This window comes from Citrobacter sp. wls619, from assembly GCF_005281345.1.
Classification (GTDB): Bacteria; Pseudomonadota; Gammaproteobacteria; order Enterobacterales; family Enterobacteriaceae; genus Citrobacter.
Genome location: NZ_SZXJ01000027.1, coordinates 1 through 23949, shown reverse-complemented (window position 1 = coordinate 23949; position 23949 = coordinate 1). Strand labels below are relative to the sequence as shown.

Annotated in this window: 28 protein-coding genes and 2 tRNA genes; 22 read left to right on the top strand and 8 right to left on the bottom strand. The window is 51.3% G+C overall.

What is annotated here, in order from left to right; genetic code table 11:
* Positions 1 to 2 precede the first annotated feature (2 nt).
* The 3 genes from yedE (at position 3) to FDX19_RS02800 (ending at position 3062) form a co-directional block, all read left to right on the top strand.
* On the top strand, positions 3 to 1256 hold the full coding sequence (gene yedE / locus FDX19_RS02810; protein WP_323604746.1) for a selenium metabolism membrane protein YedE/FdhT: 1254 nt from the start codon (positions 3 to 5) through the stop codon (positions 1254 to 1256).
* Positions 1253 to 1486: a sulfurtransferase-like selenium metabolism protein YedF gene (gene yedF, locus FDX19_RS02805; protein WP_000790504.1), complete on the top strand. Its 234-nt coding sequence runs from the start codon at positions 1253 to 1255 to the stop codon at positions 1484 to 1486. The genes yedE and yedF overlap by 4 nt, the downstream gene beginning before the upstream one ends.
* A 289-nt stretch (positions 1487 to 1775) precedes the next feature.
* Entirely contained in the window at positions 1776 to 3062 is a 1287-nt protein-coding gene (locus tag FDX19_RS02800; RefSeq protein WP_137381526.1) for a hypothetical protein, read from the top strand.
* A gap of 89 nt (positions 3063 to 3151) precedes the next feature.
* On the opposite strand, the gene fliE is transcribed toward FDX19_RS02800, so the two are convergent.
* The gene (gene fliE, locus FDX19_RS02795; protein ID WP_005127749.1) at positions 3152 to 3466 is read right to left on the bottom strand and encodes a flagellar hook-basal body complex protein FliE; all 315 of its coding nucleotides are present in this window, start codon (positions 3464 to 3466) and stop codon (positions 3152 to 3154) included.
* Between the two features lie 216 nt (positions 3467 to 3682).
* Between fliE and fliF the strand changes: the two genes are divergently transcribed.
* The 14 genes from fliF to rcsA all read left to right on the top strand — a co-directional run bounded on the left by fliF (position 3683) and on the right by rcsA (position 15188).
* Entirely contained in the window at positions 3683 to 5362 is a 1680-nt protein-coding gene (gene fliF / locus FDX19_RS02790) for a flagellar basal-body MS-ring/collar protein FliF (protein WP_137381525.1), read from the top strand.
* Positions 5355 to 6350 carry a flagellar motor switch protein FliG gene (fliG, locus tag FDX19_RS02785; RefSeq protein WP_048211311.1) on the top strand — a complete coding sequence of 332 codons (996 nt, stop codon included), beginning with the start codon at positions 5355 to 5357 and terminating at the stop codon, positions 6348 to 6350. Before fliF ends, fliG begins: the two co-directional genes overlap by 8 nt.
* On the top strand, positions 6343 to 7050 hold the full coding sequence (fliH, locus tag FDX19_RS02780) for a flagellar assembly protein FliH (RefSeq protein WP_005127753.1): 708 nt from the start codon (positions 6343 to 6345) through the stop codon (positions 7048 to 7050). Before fliG ends, fliH begins: the two co-directional genes overlap by 8 nt.
* A complete protein-coding gene (fliI, locus tag FDX19_RS02775; RefSeq protein WP_005127755.1) occupies positions 7050 to 8420 on the top strand; it encodes a flagellar protein export ATPase FliI in 1371 nt (456 codons plus the stop codon). The genes fliH and fliI overlap by 1 nt, the downstream gene beginning before the upstream one ends.
* 21 nt (positions 8421 to 8441) lie before the next feature.
* The gene (gene fliJ, locus FDX19_RS02770; RefSeq protein WP_005127756.1) at positions 8442 to 8885 is read left to right on the top strand and encodes a flagellar export protein FliJ; all 444 of its coding nucleotides are present in this window, start codon (positions 8442 to 8444) and stop codon (positions 8883 to 8885) included.
* Positions 8882 to 10099, top strand: coding sequence for a flagellar hook length control protein FliK (gene fliK / locus FDX19_RS02765; protein ID WP_137381524.1), 1218 nt, complete (start codon positions 8882 to 8884; stop codon positions 10097 to 10099). The genes fliJ and fliK overlap by 4 nt, the downstream gene beginning before the upstream one ends.
* 104 nt (positions 10100 to 10203) lie before the next feature.
* Entirely contained in the window at positions 10204 to 10671 is a 468-nt protein-coding gene (gene fliL, locus FDX19_RS02760) for a flagellar basal body-associated protein FliL (protein WP_048211308.1), read from the top strand.
* 4 nt (positions 10672 to 10675) lie between these two features.
* Positions 10676 to 11680, top strand: coding sequence for a flagellar motor switch protein FliM (gene fliM, locus FDX19_RS02755; RefSeq protein WP_003030434.1), 1005 nt, complete (start codon positions 10676 to 10678; stop codon positions 11678 to 11680).
* On the top strand, positions 11677 to 12090 hold the full coding sequence (gene fliN / locus FDX19_RS02750; protein WP_005127761.1) for a flagellar motor switch protein FliN: 414 nt from the start codon (positions 11677 to 11679) through the stop codon (positions 12088 to 12090). The genes fliM and fliN overlap by 4 nt, the downstream gene beginning before the upstream one ends.
* 2 nt (positions 12091 to 12092) lie before the next feature.
* The gene (gene fliO, locus FDX19_RS02745; RefSeq protein ID WP_137381523.1) at positions 12093 to 12467 is read left to right on the top strand and encodes a flagellar biosynthetic protein FliO; all 375 of its coding nucleotides are present in this window, start codon (positions 12093 to 12095) and stop codon (positions 12465 to 12467) included.
* Positions 12467 to 13204 (top strand): flagellar type III secretion system pore protein FliP, encoded by a 738-nt coding sequence (fliP, locus tag FDX19_RS02740; RefSeq protein ID WP_005127763.1) that lies wholly within the window; start codon positions 12467 to 12469, stop codon positions 13202 to 13204. Before fliO ends, fliP begins: the two co-directional genes overlap by 1 nt.
* A gap of 9 nt (positions 13205 to 13213) precedes the next feature.
* Positions 13214 to 13483, top strand: coding sequence for a flagellar biosynthesis protein FliQ (gene fliQ / locus FDX19_RS02735; protein ID WP_003030425.1), 270 nt, complete (start codon positions 13214 to 13216; stop codon positions 13481 to 13483).
* A gap of 8 nt (positions 13484 to 13491) precedes the next feature.
* Complete coding sequence (gene fliR, locus FDX19_RS02730) at positions 13492 to 14277, top strand: flagellar biosynthetic protein FliR (RefSeq protein WP_137381522.1); 786 nt, start codon at positions 13492 to 13494, stop codon at positions 14275 to 14277.
* A gap of 287 nt (positions 14278 to 14564) precedes the next feature.
* Positions 14565 to 15188, top strand: a complete 624-nt coding sequence (gene rcsA / locus FDX19_RS02725) for a transcriptional regulator RcsA (protein ID WP_048211304.1) — start codon at positions 14565 to 14567, stop codon at positions 15186 to 15188.
* 48 nt (positions 15189 to 15236) lie between these two features.
* On the opposite strand, the gene dsrB is transcribed toward rcsA, so the two are convergent.
* The gene (dsrB, locus tag FDX19_RS02720) at positions 15237 to 15425 is read right to left on the bottom strand and encodes a protein DsrB (protein ID WP_005127768.1); all 189 of its coding nucleotides are present in this window, start codon (positions 15423 to 15425) and stop codon (positions 15237 to 15239) included.
* Between the two features lie 162 nt (positions 15426 to 15587).
* On the opposite strand from dsrB, the gene yodD reads away from it, so the two are divergent.
* Positions 15588 to 15815 (top strand): YodD family peroxide/acid resistance protein, encoded by a 228-nt coding sequence (gene yodD / locus FDX19_RS02715; RefSeq protein WP_137381521.1) that lies wholly within the window; start codon positions 15588 to 15590, stop codon positions 15813 to 15815.
* A 206-nt stretch (positions 15816 to 16021) separates the two neighbouring features.
* Here yodD and FDX19_RS02710 read toward each other — a convergent pair whose 3' ends face one another.
* On the bottom strand, positions 16022 to 16204 hold the full coding sequence (locus FDX19_RS02710; RefSeq protein WP_137381520.1) for a YodC family protein: 183 nt from the start codon (positions 16202 to 16204) through the stop codon (positions 16022 to 16024).
* Between the two features lie 77 nt (positions 16205 to 16281).
* On the bottom strand, positions 16282 to 17196 hold the full coding sequence (locus tag FDX19_RS02705; RefSeq protein ID WP_170974345.1) for a DUF808 domain-containing protein: 915 nt from the start codon (positions 17194 to 17196) through the stop codon (positions 16282 to 16284).
* Positions 17197 to 17371: 175 nt separating this feature from the next.
* Between FDX19_RS02705 and yedA the strand changes: the two genes are divergently transcribed.
* On the top strand, positions 17372 to 18292 hold the full coding sequence (gene yedA, locus FDX19_RS02700) for a drug/metabolite exporter YedA (protein ID WP_137381518.1): 921 nt from the start codon (positions 17372 to 17374) through the stop codon (positions 18290 to 18292).
* Here the strand turns inward: yedA and FDX19_RS02695 are convergent.
* The 3 genes from FDX19_RS02695 to FDX19_RS02685 form a co-directional block, all read right to left on the bottom strand.
* On the bottom strand, positions 18284 to 18751 hold the full coding sequence (locus tag FDX19_RS02695; RefSeq protein WP_137381517.1) for a very short patch repair endonuclease: 468 nt from the start codon (positions 18749 to 18751) through the stop codon (positions 18284 to 18286). The genes yedA and FDX19_RS02695 overlap by 9 nt on opposite strands.
* The gene (locus tag FDX19_RS02690) at positions 18732 to 20132 is read right to left on the bottom strand and encodes a DNA cytosine methyltransferase (RefSeq protein WP_137381516.1); all 1401 of its coding nucleotides are present in this window, start codon (positions 20130 to 20132) and stop codon (positions 18732 to 18734) included. Before FDX19_RS02690 ends, FDX19_RS02695 begins: the two co-directional genes overlap by 20 nt.
* A gap of 103 nt (positions 20133 to 20235) precedes the next feature.
* Positions 20236 to 20931: a phosphohydrolase gene (locus FDX19_RS02685; protein WP_137381515.1), complete on the bottom strand. Its 696-nt coding sequence runs from the start codon at positions 20929 to 20931 to the stop codon at positions 20236 to 20238.
* Positions 20932 to 21370: 439 nt separating this feature from the next.
* Here FDX19_RS02685 and ompC point away from each other — a divergent pair, with 439 nt between their 5' ends.
* Positions 21371 to 22549 (top strand): porin OmpC, encoded by a 1179-nt coding sequence (gene ompC / locus FDX19_RS02680; protein WP_137381514.1) that lies wholly within the window; start codon positions 21371 to 21373, stop codon positions 22547 to 22549.
* Between the two features lie 170 nt (positions 22550 to 22719).
* On the opposite strand, the gene FDX19_RS02675 is transcribed toward ompC, so the two are convergent.
* Positions 22720 to 22809: transfer RNA gene (locus FDX19_RS02675), tRNA-Ser, on the bottom strand.
* Between the two features lie 93 nt (positions 22810 to 22902).
* Here FDX19_RS02675 and mtfA point away from each other — a divergent pair.
* Together mtfA and FDX19_RS02665 are read left to right on the top strand one after the other, a co-directional pair.
* A complete protein-coding gene (gene mtfA / locus FDX19_RS02670; protein ID WP_137381513.1) occupies positions 22903 to 23700 on the top strand; it encodes a DgsA anti-repressor MtfA in 798 nt (265 codons plus the stop codon).
* A gap of 99 nt (positions 23701 to 23799) precedes the next feature.
* Positions 23800 to 23875 (top strand) — tRNA-Asn (locus FDX19_RS02665).
* The last annotated feature ends 74 nt before the right edge of the window (positions 23876 to 23949 follow it).

Sequence of the window (23949 nt, the reverse complement as noted above, 5' to 3'; positions counted from 1 at the left end):
TAATATCCACGCTTCTTGTTACATACCTTCTGAGTTCAGAGGCACAACGCATGTCATGGCAACACTTCAAACAGGCCTGGTTAATTAAATTTTGGGCCCCTGCCCCTGCGGTTATCGCAGCGGGTATTCTCTCCACCTACTATTTCGGCATTACGGGAACCTTCTGGGCTGTTACCGGCGAATTTACCCGCTGGGGTGGGCAAATCCTGCAACTGTTTGGCGTGCACGCCGAAGAGTGGGGATACTATAAACTGATCCACCTCGAAGGCTCGCCCCTGACCCGTATCGACGGGATGATGATCCTCGGTATGTTCGGCGGCTGTTTCGCTGCCGCGCTGTGGGCCAACAACGTCAAATTACGCATGCCGCGCAGTCGGATCCGCATTCTGCAGGCGGTGGTCGGCGGGATGATCGCCGGTTTCGGCGCCCGCCTGGCAATGGGCTGTAACCTGGCCGCGTTTTTTACCGGCATTCCACAGTTCTCGCTGCATGCCTGGTTCTTCGCGCTGGCGACGGCAATGGGCTCATGGTTTGGCGCCCGCTTTACCCTGCTGCCGATGTTTCGTATTCCGGTCAAAATGCAGAAAGTGTCCGCCGCCTCCCCGCTGACGCAAAAGCCGGAACAAGCGCGTCGTCGTTTCCGCCTCGGTATGCTGGTATTTATCGGCATGATCGGTTGGGCGCTACTGACCGCAATGGACAAGCCGAAGCTGGGTCTGGCCATGTTGTTTGGCGTTGGGTTCGGCCTGCTGATTGAACGGGCGCAAATCTGCTTTACCTCGGCCTTCCGCGATTTGTGGATTTCCGGGCGCACCCATATGGCAAAAGCCATCATCTTCGGCATGGCGGTGAGCGCCATTGGTATCTTTAGCTATGTGCAACTGGGCGTTGAGCCGAAGATTATGTGGGCCGGTCCAAATGCGGTGATCGGCGGCTTACTGTTTGGTTTCGGGATCGTACTGGCGGGCGGGTGTGAAACTGGCTGGATGTACCGTGCGGTTGAGGGTCAGGTGCATTACTGGTGGGTGGGACTGGGTAACGTTATCGGTTCGACCATTCTGGCTTACTACTGGGATGACTTTGCCCCTGCCCTCGCCACTCGTTGGGATAAAGTGAATCTGCTCGACACCTTTGGGCCGCTCGGCGGGCTACTGGTGACTTATCTGCTGTTGTTTATCGCGTTGATGCTCATCATCGGTTGGGAAAAGCGTTTCTTCCGCCGTGCCGGGCTGACGCCAGCTAAGGAATCCGCATGAAAAATATCGTCCCTGATTATCGCCTCGACATGGTCGGTGAACCGTGTCCTTACCCGGCTGTTGCCACGCTGGAAGCCATGCCGCAGTTGAAGAAAGGTGAAATTCTGGAAGTGGTCAGCGATTGCCCGCAGTCAATCAACAATATTCCGCTGGATGCGCGTAACCATGGGTATACGGTGCTGGATATTCAGCAGGATGGGCCAACTATTCGCTATCTGATTCAAAAATAACCCAGCGCTCCCACAGCGATACGCTGCGGGAGCGTCAATATGAGTCGTTGTTGCCGCAACGCTTTTTCTCTCGCCTTTTATACAACAACAATGCACTGGCAGCCTAAAATCAATGACACTATAGTTACCATAATCTGTATAATGCCAGCCTCTACCCAATGTGCACCTTTGTTTACTCCAGCCCACACCATTCATGAATCATCCTGTAGACATATGGACACAACATTGACCTGCATTAATTTATAAATTTTTGTTAAATCACAAAGGTTCACTAAAATAAGGAAGTCTGATGCGTAAGTCTACCCTCATAGGGGCCGTAATCATTACTGCTCTGTGGTTGGTCACAGCGATAAGCCTGTATAGTTATAATCATGGTTCACCGTCTGACAAAAGTCACTGGAATCAAAGATGGGAAAACGCCGAGGCATCAGCTCATTTTTTCAACACATTAAAACGCTATGATACCCTTCCATTCAACCAACATTATTTTGCTATATCCCGCCCATGTGTTGATTTAGTTAACCCATGCACAGTTACAGATAACCCATCAATACCAGGCTCAGCAGTTCTGCCCTCTCCGAGAATAAATAACGAAGCCATATATATATCCTTCCCACCCGGTTCAATGGTAGTTGCCTATGGTGTAATAAAAATGGCCTCACTGGTATCGGGGATACCGATATCCTGGGAGATGTTGCAATGGGTCAATATGCTATTTTGGATTATTTCGATTATTCTTATTTACTTTGCCATCTCAACAATAACCAGAACATCAAAACATAGTGAGATAATTTCCTTCCTGTCCGTCATTCCGATGTTATTTGCCGTTGAACCGATGCACTCTCATCAACTATCAATGTGGGCACATCAAACATTCCAGATTTTTGCAGCCGCCGCATTTCTGATAGTGGCTATGGGCATAAACCGCAGGACGGTGATTGCACTAGGCATCATATCAGCCCTTGCATGCTGGATTGAGTGGACCGCATACCTGATGTGTATCGCATTATTCGTCGTTGTTCTTATTCATGACTTCAAGCTAAAATCCGGATATAAAAATACAATCATTTACACTCTGATAGCAATTTCAGGTGGTTTGACACTGCTTTGGTATTATTCGTTCATGGTTGGACTTGGGCCATACTTTAACGAATTATCCAGTCGGGCAAGCATCCGGGGAATGGAGAAAACATATATTGGCTGGAGTGAATGGTGGCTATCTGTATATCAGGCATATGGTCCATGGTTAATTTCCTCGATTCTTTTGGCATTCGCCTCATTATTTATCAAGAAAAGCAATAGTTTTAGCAAAGATCAATACATTAAAATTTCCGTTTTAATCGCAATCATTTGCTTTATGTTGATAGAAAATATTGCTATGTTTGAACACGCGGCGACATACACATTTGACAGGATTAAAATTGGATTTCTTATTACTTTTCTTATTGCCTTGTCCGCAATGAGAATAGAAAAAATCGGAAAAATCGCATTTCTTCTTATTGCTATCATTTGTGTCATTACATCCGTGTACAGTATCAGTCAATATATTGATTTTTATCCCAGATACTGGAGATAAAAAATGCGGCCGATAATAAGGCCGCACTATCATAACATGAGCATTCACTATTCTGGCACAAACTGGAATAGTGAAAAAACCAACAAAACCTACACCTGCATCGACATGACTTCCTGGTAGGCTGATACCAGTTTGTTACGCACCTGAATGCCCATCTGCATCGAAACCGACGCTTTCTGCATATCGGTCATCACGTCATTTAGCGCAATGCCTGGTTCACCCAGGGTAAATTTTTCAGCCTGAACGCGAGAGGCGGTTTGCACATCGCTGATTCTGTCCAATGCCGCGTGCAGTTGTCCGGCAAAACTCACGGTCGATTGTGGCTGCACATCCTGCATCTTCGCTGACATCGCCGTGGCCTGTAGCTGGCTGATAACCCCTTCAATCCCCTGTATTGCCGACATTCTGATCCCCTGGATGATTTTTCACGTAGCAGAGATTACCAGCTCGTCAATAAGATAAAGGCGCTAAATAACGATAAAAAACCTCGGTTTTTAACGCATAGAAAAATTCGAAACCGCAAATAATGAGACCGTCAATTTTTCGAGTTTGCTGACCCGGGAGTGAGTCTTGTTCCACTTTGCAAAAAACGCCGTCCACGATAAGCCACGAGGTGCGAGATGAGTGCGACAGCATCGACTGCAACCCAACTGAAACCTCTCGAGTGGTTAAATCGCCTGCGCGCGAATCCCAAAATCCCTCTGATTGTGGCGGGTGCCGCTGCCGTCGCTATCATCGTTGCGATGGTCCTGTGGGCCAAAACACCTGACTACCGCACACTGTTCAGTAACTTATCCGATCAGGACGGTGGCGCGATTGTCACGCAGTTGACGCAGATGAACGTTCCTTATCGTTTCACTGAGGGAAGCGGCGCCATTGAAGTCCCTGCGGATAAAGTTCACGAACTGCGTTTACGTCTGGCACAGCAAGGGCTGCCGAAAGGCGGCGCGGTGGGCTTTGAGTTACTGGACCAGGAAAAGTTTGGTATCAGCCAGTTTAGCGAGCAGGTCAATTACCAGCGAGCGCTGGAAGGCGAATTAGCCCGTACCATTGAAACCCTGGGACCGGTAAAACGCGCCCGTGTCCATCTTGCGATGCCCAAACCATCACTGTTCGTACGTGAACAAAAGGCCCCTTCTGCCTCCGTCACGGTAAACCTGGAACCGGGTCGGGCACTGGACGAAGGTCAGATTAGCGCGGTAACGCATCTGGTCTCCAGCGCTGTCGCAGGCTTGCCGCCGGGCAACGTGACGCTGGTCGATCAGGCAGGACATCTGTTAACCCAGTCGAACACCAGCAGCCGCGACCTGAACGATGCGCAGCTGAAATATGCCAGCGATGTTGAAGGTCGCGTACAGCGTCGTATTGAATCAATCCTGTCGCCAATTGTCGGTAACGGCAACGTACACGCGCAGGTTACGGCACAGCTGGATTTCGCCAACAAAGAGCAAACCGAAGAAAAGTACAGCCCAAATGGCGACGACTCACAGGCTGTTCTGCGTTCACGCCAGCTTAACGTCAGCGAGCAGATAGGAAGCGGAGCGCCTGGCGGCGTACCGGGCGCACTGTCTAACCAACCCGCCCCGGCGAATACGGCCCCGATTAATACGCCACCGGCAAATCAGCAAAATGCGCAGAATGCGCAAACCACGCAAACGGCGAATAACGCCAATGCCGGCCCGCGCAGCACGCAGCGTAACGAAACCAGCAACTATGAAGTTGATCGTACCATTCGCCACACCAAGATGAATGTGGGTGATGTGCAGCGCCTGTCGGTAGCTGTAGTGGTCAACTATAAAACGTTGCCGGATGGCAAACCGCTGCCCTTAACCGCTGACCAAATGAAACAAATTGAGGACCTGACCCGCGAGGCCATGGGCTTCTCTGAAAAACGCGGCGATACCCTGAATGTCGTGAATTCCCCCTTCACCGCGAGTGATGACACGGGCGGAGAGCTTCCGTTCTGGCAGCAGCAGTCCTTTATTGAACAGCTGATGGTAGCCGGTCGTTGGTTACTGGTTCTGCTGGTGGCCTGGGTCCTGTGGCGTAAAGCGGTGCGTCCGCAGTTGATGCGTCGTAGCGAAGAGGTCAAAGCCGCACAAGAACAAACACGTATTCGCCAGGAAACGGAAGAAGCAGTTGAAGTTCGCCTCAGCAAAGACGAGCAGACCCAGCAGCGCCGTAACAACCAGCGTCTGGGTGCTGAAGTCATGAGCCAGCGTATCCGTGAAATGTCTGATAACGATCCGCGCGTCGTGGCGCTGGTCATTCGCCAGTGGATAAATAACGAACATGAGTAATCTTAGCGGCACCGATAAAAGCGTCATCTTATTGATGACCATTGGCGAAGATCGCGCGGCGGAGGTCTTTAAGCACCTTTCCACGCGCGAAGTGCAGGCCCTCAGTACGGCAATGGCCAACGTGCGTCAGATCTCCAACAAGCAGTTGACGGAGGTTCTGGCCGAGTTTGAGCAAGAAGCAGAACAGTTTGCCGCGCTGAATATCAACGCCAACGAATACCTGCGCTCCGTGCTGGTGAAAGCGCTGGGTGAGGAACGCGCCTCCAGCCTGCTGGAAGATATTCTGGAAACCCGCGATACCACCAGCGGTATTGAAACGCTCAACTTTATGGAGCCGCAAAGCGCCGCCGACCTTATCCGCGACGAGCATCCGCAGATTATCGCCACCATTCTGGTGCACCTGAAACGGGGCCAGGCTGCCGATATTCTGGCGCTGTTCGACGAGCGTTTACGTCACGACGTGATGCTGCGTATCGCCACCTTCGGCGGCGTACAGCCTGCCGCGCTGGCAGAACTGACCGAAGTGCTGAACGGATTGCTCGACGGCCAGAACCTCAAGCGCAGCAAAATGGGCGGCGTGAGGACAGCAGCAGAAATTATCAACCTGATGAAGACGCAACAGGAAGAAGCGGTTATTACCGCGGTGCGCGAATTCGACGGCGAGCTGGCGCAGAAAATTATCGACGAGATGTTCCTGTTCGAAAATCTGGTGGATGTCGACGATCGCAGCATCCAGCGTCTGTTGCAGGAAGTGGATTCCGAATCGCTGCTGATAGCCCTGAAAGGTGCCGAGCAACCATTGCGCGAGAAGTTCCTGCGCAACATGTCGCAGCGTGCCGCCGATATCCTGCGCGACGATCTTGCCAACCGCGGTCCGGTACGTTTGTCGCAGGTAGAAAACGAACAGAAAGCGATTCTGCTTATCGTACGTCGTCTGGCCGAGACCGGCGAGATGGTGATCGGCAGCGGCGAGGATACCTATGTCTAACGATCTGCCATGGAAAGTCTGGACGCCTGACGACCTCGCCCCGCCAATGGCGGAGTTTGTACTGGCCGATCATACCGACGATCAGCCGTCCGACGAGACAGAAGAGCCACAGCTATCTGCTGAACAACAGCTTGAGCAGCAGTTGGCGCAAATGCAGCTCCAGGCCCATGAGCAAGGATATAACGCCGGCCTGGCTGAAGGTCGGCAAAAAGGACACGAACAAGGTTATCAGGACGGACTGGCCCAGGGGCTGGAACAAGGTCAGAACCAGGCTCGCGCGCAGCATGCGCCGATCCATGCCCGCATGCAGCAACTGGTGAGCGAGTTTCAGAATACGCTGGACGCACTGGACAGCGTCATTGCCTCGCGCCTGATGCAGATGGCACTGGAAGCGGCGCGCCAGGTTATCGGTCAGACGCCCATCGTCGATAACGCCGCGCTGATTAAGCAAATCCAACAGCTGTTGCAACAGGAGCCGCTGTTTAGTGGTAAACCGCAGTTGCGCGTCCATCCGGACGATCTGCAACGAGTGGAAGAGATGCTGGGGGCGACCCTCAGCCTGCACGGCTGGCGACTGCGTGGCGATCCAACGCTGCATCACGGTGGCTGTAAAGTCTCTGCTGACGAAGGCGATCTGGACGCCAGTGTTGCCACCCGCTGGCAAGAGCTCTGCCGTCTGGCAGCGCCGGGAGTCGTGTAATGACCACTCGCCTGACTCGCTGGCTCAACACGCTGGACAACTTCGAAGAGAAAATGTCGCTGCTGCCTGCGGTGCGTCGTTACGGGCGTCTGACCCGCGCCACCGGGCTGGTACTGGAAGCCACGGGACTGCAGTTACCGCTGGGTGCCACCTGTGTTATTGAGCGTCAGGATGGCAACGAAACCCAGGAAGTTGAAAGCGAAGTGGTCGGTTTTAATGGTCAACGCCTGTTTCTGATGCCGCTCGAAGAGGTCGAAGGCGTTCTGCCGGGCGCGCGCGTATACGCGAAAAACATCGCCGGCGAAGGGCTGCAAAGCGGGAAACAATTACCGCTGGGTCCTGCCCTGCTGGGGCGTGTGCTCGATGGCAGCGGAAAGCCGCTTGATGGGCTGCCTGCACCCGACACCACGGAAACAGGGGCGCTAATCACCCCGCCGTTTAACCCCCTGCAACGTACCCCGATTGAACACGTGCTGGATACTGGCGTACGGCCTATCAATGCGCTGTTAACCGTCGGTCGCGGTCAGCGAATGGGGCTTTTCGCTGGTTCCGGTGTGGGTAAAAGCGTCCTGCTCGGCATGATGGCACGCTATACCCAGGCTGACGTCATTGTTGTCGGTCTGATTGGCGAACGTGGACGCGAAGTTAAAGATTTTATTGAAAATATTCTTGGCGCCGAGGGACGTGCGCGCTCGGTGGTGATTGCCGCTCCGGCGGACGTTTCACCACTATTGCGTATGCAGGGTGCAGCCTACGCCACGCGCATCGCCGAAGATTTTCGCGACCGCGGTCAGCACGTGCTGCTGATTATGGATTCCCTCACCCGTTATGCGATGGCGCAGCGTGAAATTGCCCTGGCGATTGGCGAACCTCCGGCAACGAAAGGCTATCCGCCGTCGGTGTTTGCTAAATTGCCCGCACTGGTTGAACGGGCCGGAAACGGTATTCATGGCGGCGGTTCCGTGACCGCATTTTATACCGTACTGACCGAAGGCGATGACCAACAGGACCCCATTGCTGATTCCGCCCGCGCGATTCTCGACGGCCACATTGTGTTGTCCCGTCATCTGGCAGAAGCGGGTCACTATCCGGCCATTGATATTGAAGCCTCAATCAGCCGCGCAATGACCGCTTTGATCAGCGAGAAACATTATGCGCGGGTACGCAACTTTAAACAGCTATTGTCCAGTTTCCAGCGTAACCGCGATCTGGTCAGCGTAGGCGCCTACGCCAAAGGCAGCGATCCCATGCTGGATAAAGCCATTGCCTTATGGCCACAGCTGGAAGCATTTTTACAGCAAGGCATCTTTGAACGAGCCGACTGGGAGGACTCCCTGCAGGCTTTGGATCTGATTTTCCCTGGTGTGTGATTAAGCAGGAGAGCATAGGTCATGGCACAACATGGTGCGTTGGCAACACTTAAAGACCTGGCTGAAAAAGAAGTCGATGACGCAGCTATCTTATTAGGCGAGATGCGCCGCGGATGTCAGCAGGCGGAAGAGCAGTTGAAGATGCTGATCGATTATCAGCATGAATATCGCAACAACCTGAATAGCGATATGGGTCAGGGTATTACCAGTAATCGCTGGATTAACTATCAACAATTTATTCAGACGCTGGAAAAAGCGATTGAGCAACATCGCCAACAACTCAACCAATGGACGCAGAAAGTAGACCAGGCGTTGAGCAGTTGGCGCGATAAAAAGCAGCGACTGCAGGCATGGCAGACTCTGCAGGACCGGCAAACCACCGCCGCGTTACTGGCTGAAAACCGTCTGGATCAGAAAAAAATGGATGAATTTGCTCAGCGTGCAGCTATGAGGAAACCCGAATGATTACGTTACCCCAACTGATTACCACCGACACCGACGTAGCCGCAGGTCTTCAGTCAGGCAAAGCGGTAGATTCCCCTGAGGATTTTTTAGCGTTGCTGGCAGGTGCATTAGGTGCAGGCGATGCACAGGGTAAAGACGCCCCGCTGTCGCTGGCTGATTTACAGGCGGCTGGTAGCAAACTGCAAAAAGGGTTATTGCAAAAGAATGGTGATACCGCGCAGACGGTAAAATTAGCCGATCTGCTGGCACAAAAAGAGGTCCAAACCGGGACGTCGCTGGCCGACCTGACTGATGCACAACAGTTGCTGTCTGCGCTCACGCCGTCACTGAAGGTTAATGCCCTGACAACACTGGGCAAAACCGCACAGCAGGATGAAAAAACAGCCCGTCTGAGCGATGACGATCTCGCCAACCTGAGTGCGCTGTTCGCTATGCTACCGGGGCAACAGGTAACCACTCCGGCTGTTGATACTTCTCCAGCACCGGCGGATGCGACGCTGTCGGTACTGTTACGTGGTAATACCCCCAGCACGACTGCCGATAGCGCCAGTGAATTACTGACCGGCGAAGGGAAAAAAGGTAAATCAGAGACAGCGATGCATGCCAGTGGCGCGGATCAGACCAACAATGCGGGTTTAACCCCATTAACGGCAGCGGCAGCCACGCGCGCGGAGATTGAAAGTTCACCGTCACCAACCAGCGTTGGCGCAACAATAGCTCCGCTGGCTGGCACACAGACACATGCGCAGCCGTTACCGACTGCCGCGGCACCGGTATTGAGTGCCCCGCTGGGAAGCCATGAATGGCAGCAATCACTGAGTCAACACGTCACGCTGTTCACCCGCCAGGGCCAGCAAAGTGCGGAACTGCGCTTGCATCCGCAGGATCTGGGGCAAGTGCAGATTTCCCTCAAGCTCGATGACAACATGGCGCAACTGCAAATGGTCTCGCCCCATAGCCACGTTCGCGCGGCGCTGGAAGCGGCATTACCCATGCTACGCACACAGTTGGCTGAAAGCGGGATCCAACTGGGGCAAAGCAGTATCAGCAGCGAAAGTTTCGCCGGTCAGCAACAGTCGTCTTCACAGCAACAACAGGCTGGGCGTGCGCATGGACAAGATATTTTTGCTCCCGAAGATGATGCCGTTCTGGCCACACCTGCTGCACTGCAAGCCGCGGCTCGCGGTGATGGTGCAGTAGACATCTTCGCCTAACGCCAGAGGTAGCATGATTATCCGCGTCTTTTCCACGCTTTGTCGTGGTCAGGACACGGGATAATCAGCCTATAAGCTGTACCGAAACAGGAAGCCCGTATCTGATGACTGACTCCGCGATTAACAAAAAGAGTAAACGCGCTATTTGGATCCCTCTGCTGGTGTTAATTACGCTCGCCGCCCTCGCTACTGCGGGCTATAGCTACTGGCGCATGCAGCAGCAGCCGTCCGCCAGCGTAAAAGCGGAACCGGCTCCACCGCCTGCCCCAGTGTTCTTTGCACTGGATACGTTTACCGTCAATTTAGGTGATGCGGATCGCGTGCTGTATATCGGTATCACACTGCGCATGAAAGACGAGGCGACACGCTCGCGTCTTAACGAATATCTGCCAGAAGTGCGCAGCCGTCTGCTGTTATTGTTCTCTCGCCAGAACGCAGCCACGCTCGCAACAGAAGAAGGCAAACAGCAGCTGATTGCCGCTATCAAAGAGACGCTCGCGACTCCGCTCGTTGTCGGGCAGCCGAAACAGGTTGTCACCGACGTTCTTTATACAGCTTTTATTCTGCGGTAAAGACATGGGCGACAGTATTCTTTCTCAGGCTGAAATCGACGCATTGCTTAACGGCGATAGCGAAACTAAAGACGAACCTATTTCCGGTATCGCAAAAGAAAGCGATATTCGTCCTTATGATCCCAACACTCAGCGCCGCGTCGTTCGTGAGCGTTTGCAGGCGCTGGAGATCATTAACGAACGCTTTGCGCGCCAGTTCCGTATGGGGTTATTTAACCTGCTACGCCGCAGCCCGGATATTACCGTGGGTGCGATCCGTATCCAGCCATACCACGAGTTTGCGCGTAACTTACCGGTTCCGACCAACCTGAACTTAATCCACCTGAAACCGCTACGCGGGACAGGTCTGGTGGTGTTCTCACCGAGTCTGGTGTTTATCGCCGTAGATAACCTGTTCGGCGGTGATGGTCGTTTCCCGACGAAAGTCGAAGGCCGTGAATTTACGCACACTGAACAACGCGTAATCAACCGCATGCTGAAACTGGCGCTGGAAAGCTACAGCGACGCGTGGAAGGCTATCAACCCGCTGGAAGTGGAATATGTCCGTTCCGAGATGCAGGTGAAGTTTACCAATATCACCACCTCCCCGAACGACATCGTGGTGAACACCCCGTTCCACGTTGAAATCGGCAACCTGACCGGTGAATTTAACATCTGTCTGCCATTCAGCATGATTGAGCCTTTACGTGAACTGCTGGTAAACCCGCCGCTGGAAAACTCGCGTAATGAAGATCAGAACTGGCGCAATAATCTGGTGCGTCAGGTTCAGCATTCTGAGCTGGAACTGGTTGCAAACTTTGCTGACATTCCGCTGCGGCTGTCCCAGATTTTGAAGCTGAAACCCGGCGATGTACTGCCGATTGAAAAACCCGACCGCATTATTGCTCATGTGGACGGCGTACCTGTGCTGACCAGCCAATATGGCACCGTAAATGGTCAGTACGCGTTACGCGTAGAACATTTGATAAACCCGATTTTGAATTCGCTGAATGAGGAACAGCCCAAATGAGTGACATGAATAATCCGTCCGATGAGAACACTGGTGCATTGGACGATCTGTGGGCTGACGCGTTAAACGAGCAAAAAACAACGACCACCAAAAGTGCGGCCGATGCGGTATTCCAGCAGTTAGGTGGCGGCGACGTCAGCGGCGCGCTGCAGGATATCGACCTGATCATGGATATTCCGGTCAAGCTGACCGTTGAATTGGGCCGCACCCGCATGACCATCAAAGAACTGCTGCGCCTGACGCAGGGCTCGGTCGTCGCGCTGGACGGTCTGGCGGGCGAGCCGCTGGATATTCTGATCAACGGTTATTTGATTGCTCAGGGTGAAGTTGTGGTAGTTGCAGATAAATACGGTGTCCGTATTACTGACATTATTACCCCATCAGAACGTATGCGTCGTCTGAGCCGTTAACCATGAATACCCAGGCCACCGTCGCTCAGCCCGCTGCTGTACCCGGTTCACCATTAGTGCAGGTCAGCGGCGCGCTGCTGGGGATCATTGTGTTGATCCTGGGAGCCGCCTGGCTGATTAAGCGCCTGGGATTCGCCCCGAAAAGCGTCAGTACACGTGGACTGAAAGTTTCAGCCAGTACCTCATTAGGACCACGTGAGCGGGTGGTGATTGTTGAGGTCGAAGACGCGCGTCTGGTGCTGGGCGTTACAGCGTCGCAGATCAACGTTCTGCATACCCTCCCCCCGGCACCTGCCAGTGCAGAAGAAAAAGCGGCCTCCCCTGCGGATTTCCAGGCCATGATGAAGAGTTTGCTGAAGCGTCCTGGGAGATCCTGATGCGCCGTTTGTTATCCCTCACGCTGACGGGTTTGTGGCTTTTCAGCCCCGCAGCCCTGGCCCAACTACCGGGTCTGGTTAGCCAACCGCTGCCCGGTGGCGGACAAAGCTGGACGTTGCCCGTCCAAACGCTGGTGTTTATCACCTCGCTGACGTTCCTGCCGGCTATTTTGCTGATGATGACCAGCTTCACCCGTATCATCATCGTTTTTGGTCTGTTACGTAATGCGCTGGGAACACCGTCAGCACCGCCGAACCAGGTTTTACTTGGACTGGCGCTGTTTTTGACTTTCTTCATCATGTCGCCGGTGATCGACAAAATCTACGTTGATGCGTATCAACCCTTCAGCGAAGAGAAGATCTCCATGCAGGAAGCCATGGAGAAAGGCGCACAGCCGTTGCGTGAGTTTATGCTGCGTCAGACCCGCGAAGCCGATCTGGCCCTGTTCGCCCGCCTGGCAAACAGCGGCCCGTTACAGGGACCTGAAGCAGTGCCGATGCGCATTTTGCTGCCGGCTTATGTCACCAGTGAGTTGAAAACGGCATTCCAGATAGGTTTTACCATTTTCATTCCATTTCTGATAATCGATCTGGTCATCGCCAGCGTCCTGATGGCGCTCGGGATGATGATGGTGCCACCTGCTACCATTGCACTCCCATTCAAGCTCATGCTGTTTGTGCTGGTTGACGGCTGGCAGTTGCTTGTCGGCTCGCTGGCACAAAGCTTTTACAGTTAGAGGCGCGAAATGACTCCTGAATCGGTCATGATGATGGGCACTGAGGCGATGAAAGTTGCCCTTGCCCTTGCCGCACCTTTGTTGCTGGTTGCCCTCGTCACGGGTCTTATCATCAGTATCCTGCAGGCGGCAACCCAGATTAACGAAATGACGCTGTCCTTCATTCCGAAAATTGTCGCGGTCTTTATTGCCATCATCGTTGCCGGTCCGTGGATGCTTAACTTGCTGCTCGACTACGTGCGTACGCTGTTCAGCAATATTCCCTACATCATCGGGTAAACGACGCTATGTTGCAGGTGACCAGCGTTGAGTGGCTCCACTGGCTGAATCTTTACTTCTGGCCCCTGCTGCGCATACTGGCGCTCATTTCAACGGCTCCGATACTCAGCGAACGCGCCATCCCCAAGCGAGTAAAACTGGGGCTGGGGTTGATGATTACCATGGTTATCGCGCCGCTGCTTCCCCCGGTAAACGTACCTATCTTTTCTGTCGGCGCGATATGGCAGGCGATGCAGCAAATCCTGATCGGCATCGCGTTAGGGTTCACCATGCAATTTGCGTTTGCCGCAGTGCGTACCGCCGGGGAAATCATCGGGCTACAAATGGGTCTCTCCTTCGCAACTTTCTTCGACCCGGGCAGCCGCCTGAATATGCCCGTTCTGGCACGTCTGATAGATTTGCTGGCGATGCTGCTGTTCCTCACCTTTAATGGTCACTTGTGGCTTATCTCGCTGTTGGTAGATACCTTCCATACTCTGCCTATCGGTGGCCATCCGGTGAATAGCAATGCCTTTCTCGCACTGGCGCGGGCGGGGGGACTCATCTTCCTCAATGGCCTGATGCTGGCTCTGCCGGTGATGACGCTGCTGCTCACACTCAACCTCGCACTCGGTTTGTTAAACCGTATGGCGCCACAGCTATCGATATTTGTCATTGGTTTCCCACTCACCCTGACCGTGGGTATTTCATTAATGGCCGCGCTAATGCCATTAATTGCCCCCTTCTGTGAGCGCTTATTCAGTGAGATTTTTAATTTGCTGGCTGACATCATCAGTGAAATGCCTTCAAAATAATAACCCTTATTTTTTATCCTGTTTTACTAAGGATTGTCCTAAATTCAAATACGGGCAACATCCACCAGGATAACGCTGTCGCGGTTTATTTGTTTTTGTCTCACTCACATAACGCAACATTTACTTTACTTTAAGATGTTTCCTGGCAAATTATACGCAACTTTACGGGATAGTAAATTCGCCTGAAAACAGCGAAAGCGTCATATTGGGTGGTTATTATTCCGTTTAGTTGTGATGAAATAATCAGGTAAGGGGAATTATCGTTACGCATTGAGTGAGGGTATGCCATGTCAACGATTATTATGGATTTATGCAGTTACACCCGGCTAGGGTTGACCGGATATCTGGTAAGTCGGGGGGTGAAGAAAAGGGAAATCAACGATATTTCAAGCGTTGATGAACTCAGCGTCGCCTGTGTCTCACTGCAGCCGTCTGTGGTGTTTATTAATGAAGACTGCTTTATTCACGATCCGGATAACAGCCAGCGAATTAAGCAAATCATTAATCAACATCCCAGCACTTTATTTATTGTATTTATGGCGATTGCCAATGTCCATTTTGATGAGTATCTCTTAGTCAGAAAAAATTTATTAATCAGTTCTAAGTCGATTAAACCAGATTCACTGGATGAACTTCTTGGCGATATTCTGAAAAAGGAAGTGGATATTGTCATTGATGTGAACCTGCCAACGCTATCATTAAGTCGCACCGAATCCAGCATGCTACGTATGTGGATGGCCGGTCAGGGAACAATACAGATATCCGATCAAATGAATATCAAGGCGAAGACAGTCTCATCCCATAAGGGGAATATAAAACGAAAGATCAAGACACATAATAAGCAAGTTATCTATCACGTTGTACGACTCACGGATAACGTCACCAATGGTATCTTTGTGAATATGCGTTAGGACGTTCTGACTGGTGGGGTTCGCCACCAGTCAGAATCAGCGCCTGGATTACTCCACTTTTTCCACAAAGATCCCATCCTGATGGCCTGACTCATTAAAGAACCAGATACCGAGCGGGTAGTCTTCCAGAGAAACCAGGTACATGGTGCCTTCACTAAACTCTTCAATCGCCAGTACCCGGCCTGGCCGACGCGGCCCACCGTCCGTTTTGACTGTAACCCGATCATTCACCTTCATCGTTTTCCTCCTGTGGCTTTGTGCCAGTGTAGAACAAATTCCTTTTCCTGGCAGCGCCCTGCTCGCGTGATTGCGGGTTTTCTCGACGGTCTATACTTAACTTGTACGCATCAGAGATTCTGATACGTGCCCCGGTATCCTTAACGGTTGAGAGGTATGAGGATGAAAACCGCGAAAGAGTACAGCGATACGGCCAAACGTGAAGTCAGCGTCGATGTGGACGCGTTATTGAAAGCTATCAACGAAATCTGCGAGAGCGAAATTCACCGCAGCCATGATGACCCCGATCGCGTCAGCGTTGATGGCCGGGATTATCATACATGGCATGAGCTGGCCGACGCGTTCGAGCTTGATATTCATGATTTTAGCGTGACGGAGATCAATCGCTGACTTTGGGCGAAAAAAATCCCGGCCCTTATCGGGTCGGGATCAAGCTTGCTTATGCAAGAAGCACTTGAAAATTCGTTACACCAGGAAATCTGATGCGAAACCAACCTTATCTGCAATTTTTTTGCCTGACAAGTAAATAATTCTCACCAAAATGATAAATATAACTAATGGTTGAGAGATCACCAGGTTACGCCAGCCTGCAGTATTCAGGCATCCTGGCGTAGCGAACTGCGTTCACCAGGAACCAGTTCATCTTCACGAAATGCCTCCCGTTTGACGCCAAAACCGTCATACCAGCGGCACTCCACCATTCCGCTGGCATACCCGGTAACGATCATGCGTGGGCCACCCTCTTTCGCGGTGACTTCCTCACTGACAGAAAAGACCATACCCGCCTCCTGTATCAAGAGAAACCTTTTCACCTTAGACGACAAAGAGACGTTTTGCGTAATCCAGCACGCGACAATTAGTGCGAAACTCCGCGTAACCTGGCAACCAGGTTTACCAGCATCACCACGATCCCACCAATAATAAAACCGAGCACCAGGTTAAGCAGAGTCGGAAGCATCAGAGCAATGAATGAACTCTGCTGTTGGGCAAAGTGCTCAATTGCATGATGCAGCGGTGCAATGCCGTGCACCACAATGCCGCCGCCGACTAAAAACATCGCCAGCGTGCCAACCACGGAAAGTGATTTCATGAGCCAGGGAGCCACCACCAGTAATCCCTTACCCAGCGCCTGAGCAAGTGCGCTACGCTTTTCTGCCAGCCAATAGCCAATATCATCGAGCTTCACAATAATGCCGACCAGACCATACACGCCAACGGTCACCACCAAAGCAATACCCGACAAAACCAGTACCTGATTCAACAACGGCGCATCCGCCACAATACCCAACGTAATGGCCACAATCTCCGCAGACAAAATAAAGTCGGTACGTACCGCCCCTTTGATTTTATCTTTCTCAAACGTCAGTGGGTCCTGTGCAGCAAGAGAGGTCAGACGTTGCTGTCGTTCTTCCGCCGTTTCCTGGTGTTTTCGCGCTTCCAGGGTGTGAAGCACTTTTTCCACCCCCTCAAAACAGAGGAACGCCCCACCAATCATCAATAAGGGCGTGATCGCCCATGGAATAAAAGCGCTGATCAATAATGCCAGCGGCACCAGGATAACTTTGTTGACGAAAGATCCTTTGGCCACACTCCAGACCACCGGAAGCTCGCGGTTCGCCCGCACGCCCGATACCTGTTGCGCGTTAAGCGACAAATCGTCTCCCAGCACGCCCGCGGTTTTTTTCGCGGCCAGTTTTCCCATCACTGAGATATCATCCAGCAGCGTGGCGATATCATCGAGTAAGGTGAGTAAGCTACTTCCTGCCAAAATTTTAACCCTCAATATTATTTTTTTGCCGTCATAAGTATGAAGTAAAACACGCCATGCTGAAACAGACCTTTCTGGTCAACAAATATTTAACAACGGCAGGCAATTATAAATCTCGCCAGCATGATAGTTTTGACGTTTACTATGTTGCACCTTTTTATTTCCACCGTGAGGGATTATGCGTTTCAGGCAATTGTTACCACTTTTCAGTGCGCTCTTCGCGCTGTACATCATTTGGGGTTCCACGTACTTCGTTATTCGCATTGGTGTTGAAAGTTGGCCGCCATTGATGATGGCTGGTGTGCGCTTTCTCTCTGCGGGCATTTTATTAACCGCATTTTTACTTATTCGCGGACATAAGCTGCCACCACTGCGCCCGCTCCTGAATGCTGCACTGATTGGTATCCTGCTATTGGCGGTAGGCAATGGCCTCGTTACCGTCGCAGAACATCAAAACGTCCCTTCCGGCATTGCCGCTGTGGTGGTTGCTACCGTCCCGCTGTTTACCCTGTGCTTTAGCCACTTTTTTGGCATCAAAACACGCAAACTGGAATGGATGGGGATCGCAATTGGACTTGCCGGGATCATCATGCTTAACAGCGGGGGTAACTTGAGTGGTAATCCCTGGGGGGCGGTACTAATCCTGATTGGTTCAATGAGCTGGGCGTTTGGCTCCGTGTACGGTTCACGCATCACCTTGCCCGTTGGCATGATGGCCGGTGCTATTGAAATGTTAGCCGCGGGTATTGTACTGATGTGCGCATCGCTGCTCAGTGGAGAAAAGCTGACCGCGATGCCAACCTTTTCCGGTTTTATGGCGGTGGCATACCTCGCCCTGTTCGGCTCAATTATTGCGATTAACGCTTATATGTTCCTTATCCGTAATGTAAGCCCGGCGTTAGCCACCAGCTATGCCTACGTCAACCCGGTAGTGGCGGTTCTGCTAGGTACGGGCCTGGGAGGTGAAAGCCTGGCGTTGATCGAGTGGCTGGCGCTCGGGGTCATTGTTTTTGCCGTAGTATTGGTGACGCTGGGGAAATACTTATTCCCTGTCAAAGCGGACGCGGTCGCAGCCCCATCGGAAAAGTCGTTACAGTAAATGAATACCCTGAGTGTCGATCTGCGCGGAGGCACCGCCGCCGCAGATCCACTCGATAACCCGTTCAGACAGCGCCTCGTTACCCAGTTTCTCACGCCCACGCAGGGCGCATTCCCAGACAATCAAGACCCGCCATCCCAACGCCTGTAATTTTTCGCAGTCCCGCTTATCACGTAGCACGTTTTTTCCTATCTTCTCCAGCCAGAACGCCGTGCGGGTTGCCGGGACGTTAAAGAGATAGCAGTTGTGCTGATGCCAGAAACAGCCGTGGGTAAAGAGAACGCAGCGATAGTCATCCACAACAAAATCGGGGCGACCGGGCAACGTGGCACCCTGCGCGCGAAACGTTACCCCCTGCTCCGTCAGGATGTCGGCCAGACGTTTTTCGATCGCCGTATCACGGGTCCCTATCGCCCGCATATTTTTACTGCGTGTCGCCTTATCGTGAACGTCTGCCATGCTGCTGTTCTTTCTCACGGAGCGCAACAGCCTGTTTGATCTTCGGCTCCAGCAGTTTGGCTACCGCCGCAAATGCCGGGACGACCACCGAATTACCGAACTGGCGGTAAGCCTGGGTATCGGATACCGGAATACGAAACTGGTAACCCTGAGGAGACTCAAACCCCATGAGGCGAGCGCACTCTCTTGGCGTTAATCGACGAGGACGGTGTCGCTGATTGGCGGGATCATCGAAATCCTGTTCCCCCAGCGCCATATCCCAGCCACGGTCAATCAAAATTTCTGCTCCATCCTTATAGTAGCGTGCGGATAATGTGCGCGTTACGCTATCGGGGTTGCCGGGATAGACCATACCGTAGCCAAACCCATTGCCCCGCGCCTGATGCTTTTTTGCATAACGATACAGGTATTTCCACAGGACCGGTGTCAGCACATATTTCGCATCAACGGTCGGTTCAAGCAGCTCTGCGAGCGTTGTTCGGCGCTGAGGATAGCGGCTGACAATATCGCGCAACGTAAAGTCTGACTTCAGGTTCAGATCCCGCCGAAAACCGACGAGCACGATACGTTCGCGATGCTGGGGTAAAAAATGTTGCCCATCGATAATCTTCGGATCATCCGGGCCATTATCTGCTGCATCCGCCACGTCATAGCCCAGTTCATCCAGCGTTTGCATGATGATGCGAAAGGTTTTTCCCTGGTCATGGCTCTTCAGATTTTTGACGTTTTCGAGCACAAATATAGCCGGCCGCCGTGCGTCGATAATTCGCACCACGTCAAAAAAAAGCGTGCCTTGCGTATCACAGGCAAAACCGTGGGCGCGCCCTAACGCGTTTTTCTTTGATACGCCCGCCAGCGAAAATGGCTGGCAAGGGAAGCCGGCCAGCAGGACATCATGCTCGGGAACGTGATGACGAATATGCTCCGCAGCCTGCTCGTCACTCACCCCCTCATGATGGCTAAGGGTGATATCGCGAATATCTTCATTAAAATGGTGCTGCTCAGGAGAGCAATAGTTGTTCGCTTTATAGGTGCGAACAGCATGTTTATTCCATTCACTGGTAAACACACATTGCCCGCCTATCGCGTCAAAACCGCGGCGAATCCCGCCTATCCCGGCAAAAAGGTCGATAAACCGAAAGGCATAATGCGGATGATGTGCAGGGGGCGTCGGGAGTAAAGAATACAGGTGAGCAAACTCACGATCGCTAAGGCGATGCCATGTTTGATTGGCGACCACACGCTTAAAGATGGCCGGACTCCAGTGGTTTTCGCCGACGCCATTTAGATGAGCAACCAGCGTTTTCACATCGTATATTTCAAGCAACTTAGCCAAAATCACCTGAACGGTAACTCCGGTATCATCTGTCATCGGTTTCATGGAGCCTGCTACTGAAAAATTATCCTGCATACGTTTAACCGGCCGAAATGGATAGTCGACAGGTTAACATAAATTGGTGCAATTGACGTTTCAGCAATGACGACTACTGATATGCTTTAAGGGGTTGAATCGCCGCAAGATCCAACATTTCATATTCTCCTTTTAATTCTGCGCTGAGTTTCGCCATATACGTCAATAAGAAGTCAGCATTATGCTGCGCCAGATGCCGCCCTTGTTCAGTTTGCATTGTCAGCGGCAACGTCAGCAGTTTGGTCTGGAAATGATCAAGCGCGTACTGTTTATCATCCAGGTTGCGCTGGCGGGCAAACGGATCTTCCGCATCAAACAATGCCACACCCAGCGAGCCAGAAACGGCGAACACGCGCGCCAGACCGATAGCACCGAGCGCCTCAAGTCGATCGGCATCCTGAACGATTTTGGCTTCAAGGGTAGTGGGCGTAATTTTTGCGCTGAAACTGTGCGCGGCAATAGCGTGACTCACCGCATGCAGCCGATCCTGAGGAAATTCAGGAAAGTCCTGTGACAGTACACGACAGGTTTCCTGTGCAGCCAGTACCGATGAACGATGACGTTCCGGATGATTTTTCGGTAAGCTGACAAGATCGTGGAAATAGCACGCGGTCAGTACGACCAGCCAGTCAATATCAGCATCAGTACTCAGCTTTTGCGATGTCATCCACACGCGGCGAAAATGAAAGATGTCATGGGCGGCATCTTGCCCTGCAAGATTCTCACGCAGCCATGATTCAAATTGTGACTGCCAGTGTTGTAGTTCCACGCTAACTCTCTGTGCAGAAAGAAAACCACCTTAGCAACAATTTTCATCACAGGCCACTGCCAGTCTCAGATTCATCATTATTAAAAATTTTTGAATCTCTTTCCATATAATAACCCTTCAATTTTTAGTGCGGGAAATCAAACCATCCATTAATTAAACACTCCACCAAAACACATAAACCACACTAATTTAATACACCCAATAAATATATAAATATAACCAATAAGATTATGATAAACATACATTTATTTTTCAAATATAATTTCATCAATCATGCTTTATATATTATACAAAACCACTTTTGAAATATTTTGAAATTCTTTATATATAATTGTTACATGTTATATTTTAAATTAAACGAACTTCACAGATAGTATCAAAATGTAGTTTTTGGATGTACTACATATTCATTTAAATTATTATCAAAAGGGAATACATAATGAAAAGAAAAGTATTGGCGATTATTGTCCCCGCGTTATTAGCGGCCAGCGCGGCAAATGCAGCTGAAATCTATAATAAGGACGGCAATAAATTAGATCTGTACGGTAAGGTAGACGGCTTGCATTATTTCTCTGATGATGCGAGCAGTGATGGCGACCAGACTTACGTTCGTGTTGGCTTCAAAGGCGAAACGCAGATCAATAACACGCTGACGGGTTACGGTCAGTGGGAATATAACGTTCAGGCCAACAGCACCGAAGGTGAAGGCTCAAACGCGTGGACCCGTCTGGGCTTCGCCGGTTTAGGCTTTGGCGAATATGGCACCTTCGATTACGGTCGTAACTATGGCGTGGTATACGACGTAGAAGCGTGGACCGATATGCTGCCAGAATTCGGTGGCGATACCTACACCCAGACCGACGTTTATATGACAGGCCGTACCAACGGTGTTGCCACTTATCGTAACCACGGCTTCTTTGGTCTGGTTGACGGTCTGAACTTCGCTCTGCAGTATCAGGGTAATAATGAAAACCCAGGTTCAGGCGAAGGTACTGGCAACGGTGGTGACCGTAAACTGGCTCGCGAAAATGGCGACGGGTTTGGTATGTCTACCTCCTATGACTTCGACTTTGGTTTAAGCCTCGGCGCGGCGTATTCTTCATCTGACCGTACCGATAATCAGGTCGCTCGCGGTTACAACGATGGCATTAATAGCCGTAACAACTATGCTGGCGGTGATAAAGCTGAAGCCTGGACCATTGGTGCGAAATATGATGCCAATGATATTTATCTGGCAGCGATGTATGCAGAAACCCGCAACATGACCTACTACGGCGGCGGTAATGGCGAAGGCAATGGCGGTATCGCAAACAAAACGCAAAACTTTGAAGTTGTGGCTCAGTACCAGTTCGATTACGGTCTGCGTCCGTCCGTATCTTACCTGCAGTCCAAAGGCAGTGATTTAGGCGGTCAGAGAGTCAGTCATGGTAATTGGCGTTACGTCGACAAAGACCTGGTAAAATATGTTGATGTCGGTGTGACTTATTACTTCAACAAAAACATGTCCACCTACGTTGACTACAAAATCAACCTGCTGGATGAAGATGACAGCTTCTATGAAAGCAATGGCATCGCAACCGACGATATTGTTGCCGTTGGTTTAGTCTACCAGTTCTAATTTTGCACAAAACGTATCAGGCCTGCTTCATATGAAGCGGGCTTTTTGTTTATTTGAAGCGGATTTTTATATCGCGAAGGCAATAGAACGACAAACTTGTGAGGATACTCAAAGAAAAAAACATCCGTGACTGCTGTCGTTGAAAGCAAGGCGTGCAAGTGTTTGAATAGTGGCGGAGAGAGGGGGATTTGAACCCCCGGTAGAGTTGCCCCTACTCCGGTTTTCGAGACCGGTCCATTCAGCCGCTCTGGCATCTCTCCGTTCTGGTGGTTGCCATGATGCCAGGTAATTTGGCATTTTAACAGACCCAGTTCCGTCAATTTCGTTCAAGTGACGAGTTTGCGAGCAAAACGATGATTAAGTGGCCCTGGAAAGAGCAAGAAACAGCCCGGAATGATGACTGGCCCTGGGATGATGCCCTGGCAATTCCTCTTCTGGTGAATCTTACTGAACAAGAACAAGCCAGGCTTATTGCCCTGGCCGAGCGTTTTTTACAGCAAAAAAGATTGGTTGCACTACAAGGATTTGAACTGGACGCACTGAAAAGTGCACGAATTGCTCTGCTTTTCTGTTTGCCTGTTCTGGAATTAGGCATCGAGTGGCTCGATGGTTTTCATGAAGTCCTCATTTACCCTGCCCCGTTTGTCGTAGATGACGAATGGGAAGATGATATTGGGCTGGTGCACAATCAACGGATTGTTCAGTCAGGCCAAAGCTGGCAACAGGGTCCAGTGATCCTGAACTGGCTTGATATCCAGGATTCCTTCGATGCTTCCGGTTTTAATCTGATTATTCATGAAGTGGCGCATAAACTTGATATGCGTAATGGCGATCGCGCCAGCGGCGTTCCGGCTATCCCGCTAAGGGAAATTGCGAACTGGGAGCACGATCTCCATGCCGCGATGAACAACATCCAGGATGAAATCGATCTGGTGGGTGAAACGGCCTGCAGTATAGACGCCTATGCAGCAACCGATCCTGCAGAATGCTTTGCGGTATTATCCGAGTATTTCTTCAGCGCCCCTGAGTTGTTTGCACCGCGTTTTCCGGCATTGTGGCAACGTTTTTTCCAGTTCTATCGCCAGAACCCAATGCTTCGGTTGCGCGATAGCCAGGAAGAAGACCATTTTCGCTCATCAAATGTGCATTAATACTGAATTTGAAGATTAATTAACCAATTGATATGACGTATTAATTTTACTGTTGACACGTCATGGTGAGGTCAGTAATATGCGCCTCGTTCACACGATTCCTCTGTAGTTCAGTCGGTAGAACGGCGGACTGTTAATCCGTATGTGACTGGTTCGAGTCCAGTCAGAGGAGCCAAATTCTTGTTTTCAGGCGTGCTTAAAAGTACCTATGTGATTAGGTTTCAATAAGTTAGCGTGAAAATCTTTCCC

Excerpts from the sequence above, each read along its gene's own strand:
- yedF (WP_000790504.1), top strand. The coding sequence starts at position 1,253 with ATGAAAAATATCGTCCCTGATTATCGCCTCGACATGGTCGGTGAACCG.
- FDX19_RS02800 (WP_137381526.1), top strand. The coding sequence starts at position 1,776 with ATGCGTAAGTCTACCCTCATAGGGGCCGTAATCATTACTGCTCTGTGG.
- fliE (WP_005127749.1), bottom strand. The coding sequence starts at position 3,466 with ATGTCGGCAATACAGGGGATTGAAGGGGTTATCAGCCAGCTACAGGCC.
- fliF (WP_137381525.1), top strand. The coding sequence starts at position 3,683 with ATGAGTGCGACAGCATCGACTGCAACCCAACTGAAACCTCTCGAGTGG.
- fliG (WP_048211311.1), top strand. The coding sequence starts at position 5,355 with ATGAGTAATCTTAGCGGCACCGATAAAAGCGTCATCTTATTGATGACC.
- fliH (WP_005127753.1), top strand. The coding sequence starts at position 6,343 with ATGTCTAACGATCTGCCATGGAAAGTCTGGACGCCTGACGACCTCGCC.
- fliI (WP_005127755.1), top strand. The coding sequence starts at position 7,050 with ATGACCACTCGCCTGACTCGCTGGCTCAACACGCTGGACAACTTCGAA.
- fliJ (WP_005127756.1), top strand. The coding sequence starts at position 8,442 with ATGGCACAACATGGTGCGTTGGCAACACTTAAAGACCTGGCTGAAAAA.
- fliK (WP_137381524.1), top strand. The coding sequence starts at position 8,882 with ATGATTACGTTACCCCAACTGATTACCACCGACACCGACGTAGCCGCA.
- fliL (WP_048211308.1), top strand. The coding sequence starts at position 10,204 with ATGACTGACTCCGCGATTAACAAAAAGAGTAAACGCGCTATTTGGATC.
- fliM (WP_003030434.1), top strand. The coding sequence starts at position 10,676 with ATGGGCGACAGTATTCTTTCTCAGGCTGAAATCGACGCATTGCTTAAC.
- fliN (WP_005127761.1), top strand. The coding sequence starts at position 11,677 with ATGAGTGACATGAATAATCCGTCCGATGAGAACACTGGTGCATTGGAC.
- fliO (WP_137381523.1), top strand. The coding sequence starts at position 12,093 with ATGAATACCCAGGCCACCGTCGCTCAGCCCGCTGCTGTACCCGGTTCA.
- fliP (WP_005127763.1), top strand. The coding sequence starts at position 12,467 with ATGCGCCGTTTGTTATCCCTCACGCTGACGGGTTTGTGGCTTTTCAGC.
- fliQ (WP_003030425.1), top strand. The coding sequence starts at position 13,214 with ATGACTCCTGAATCGGTCATGATGATGGGCACTGAGGCGATGAAAGTT.
- fliR (WP_137381522.1), top strand. The coding sequence starts at position 13,492 with ATGTTGCAGGTGACCAGCGTTGAGTGGCTCCACTGGCTGAATCTTTAC.
- rcsA (WP_048211304.1), top strand. The coding sequence starts at position 14,565 with ATGTCAACGATTATTATGGATTTATGCAGTTACACCCGGCTAGGGTTG.
- dsrB (WP_005127768.1), bottom strand. The coding sequence starts at position 15,425 with ATGAAGGTGAATGATCGGGTTACAGTCAAAACGGACGGTGGGCCGCGT.
- yodD (WP_137381521.1), top strand. The coding sequence starts at position 15,588 with ATGAAAACCGCGAAAGAGTACAGCGATACGGCCAAACGTGAAGTCAGC.
- FDX19_RS02710 (WP_137381520.1), bottom strand. The coding sequence starts at position 16,204 with ATGGTCTTTTCTGTCAGTGAGGAAGTCACCGCGAAAGAGGGTGGCCCA.
- yedA (WP_137381518.1), top strand. The coding sequence starts at position 17,372 with ATGCGTTTCAGGCAATTGTTACCACTTTTCAGTGCGCTCTTCGCGCTG.
- FDX19_RS02695 (WP_137381517.1), bottom strand. The coding sequence starts at position 18,751 with ATGGCAGACGTTCACGATAAGGCGACACGCAGTAAAAATATGCGGGCG.
- FDX19_RS02690 (WP_137381516.1), bottom strand. The coding sequence starts at position 20,132 with ATGAAACCGATGACAGATGATACCGGAGTTACCGTTCAGGTGATTTTG.
- ompC (WP_137381514.1), top strand. The coding sequence starts at position 21,371 with ATGAAAAGAAAAGTATTGGCGATTATTGTCCCCGCGTTATTAGCGGCC.
- mtfA (WP_137381513.1), top strand. The coding sequence starts at position 22,903 with ATGATTAAGTGGCCCTGGAAAGAGCAAGAAACAGCCCGGAATGATGAC.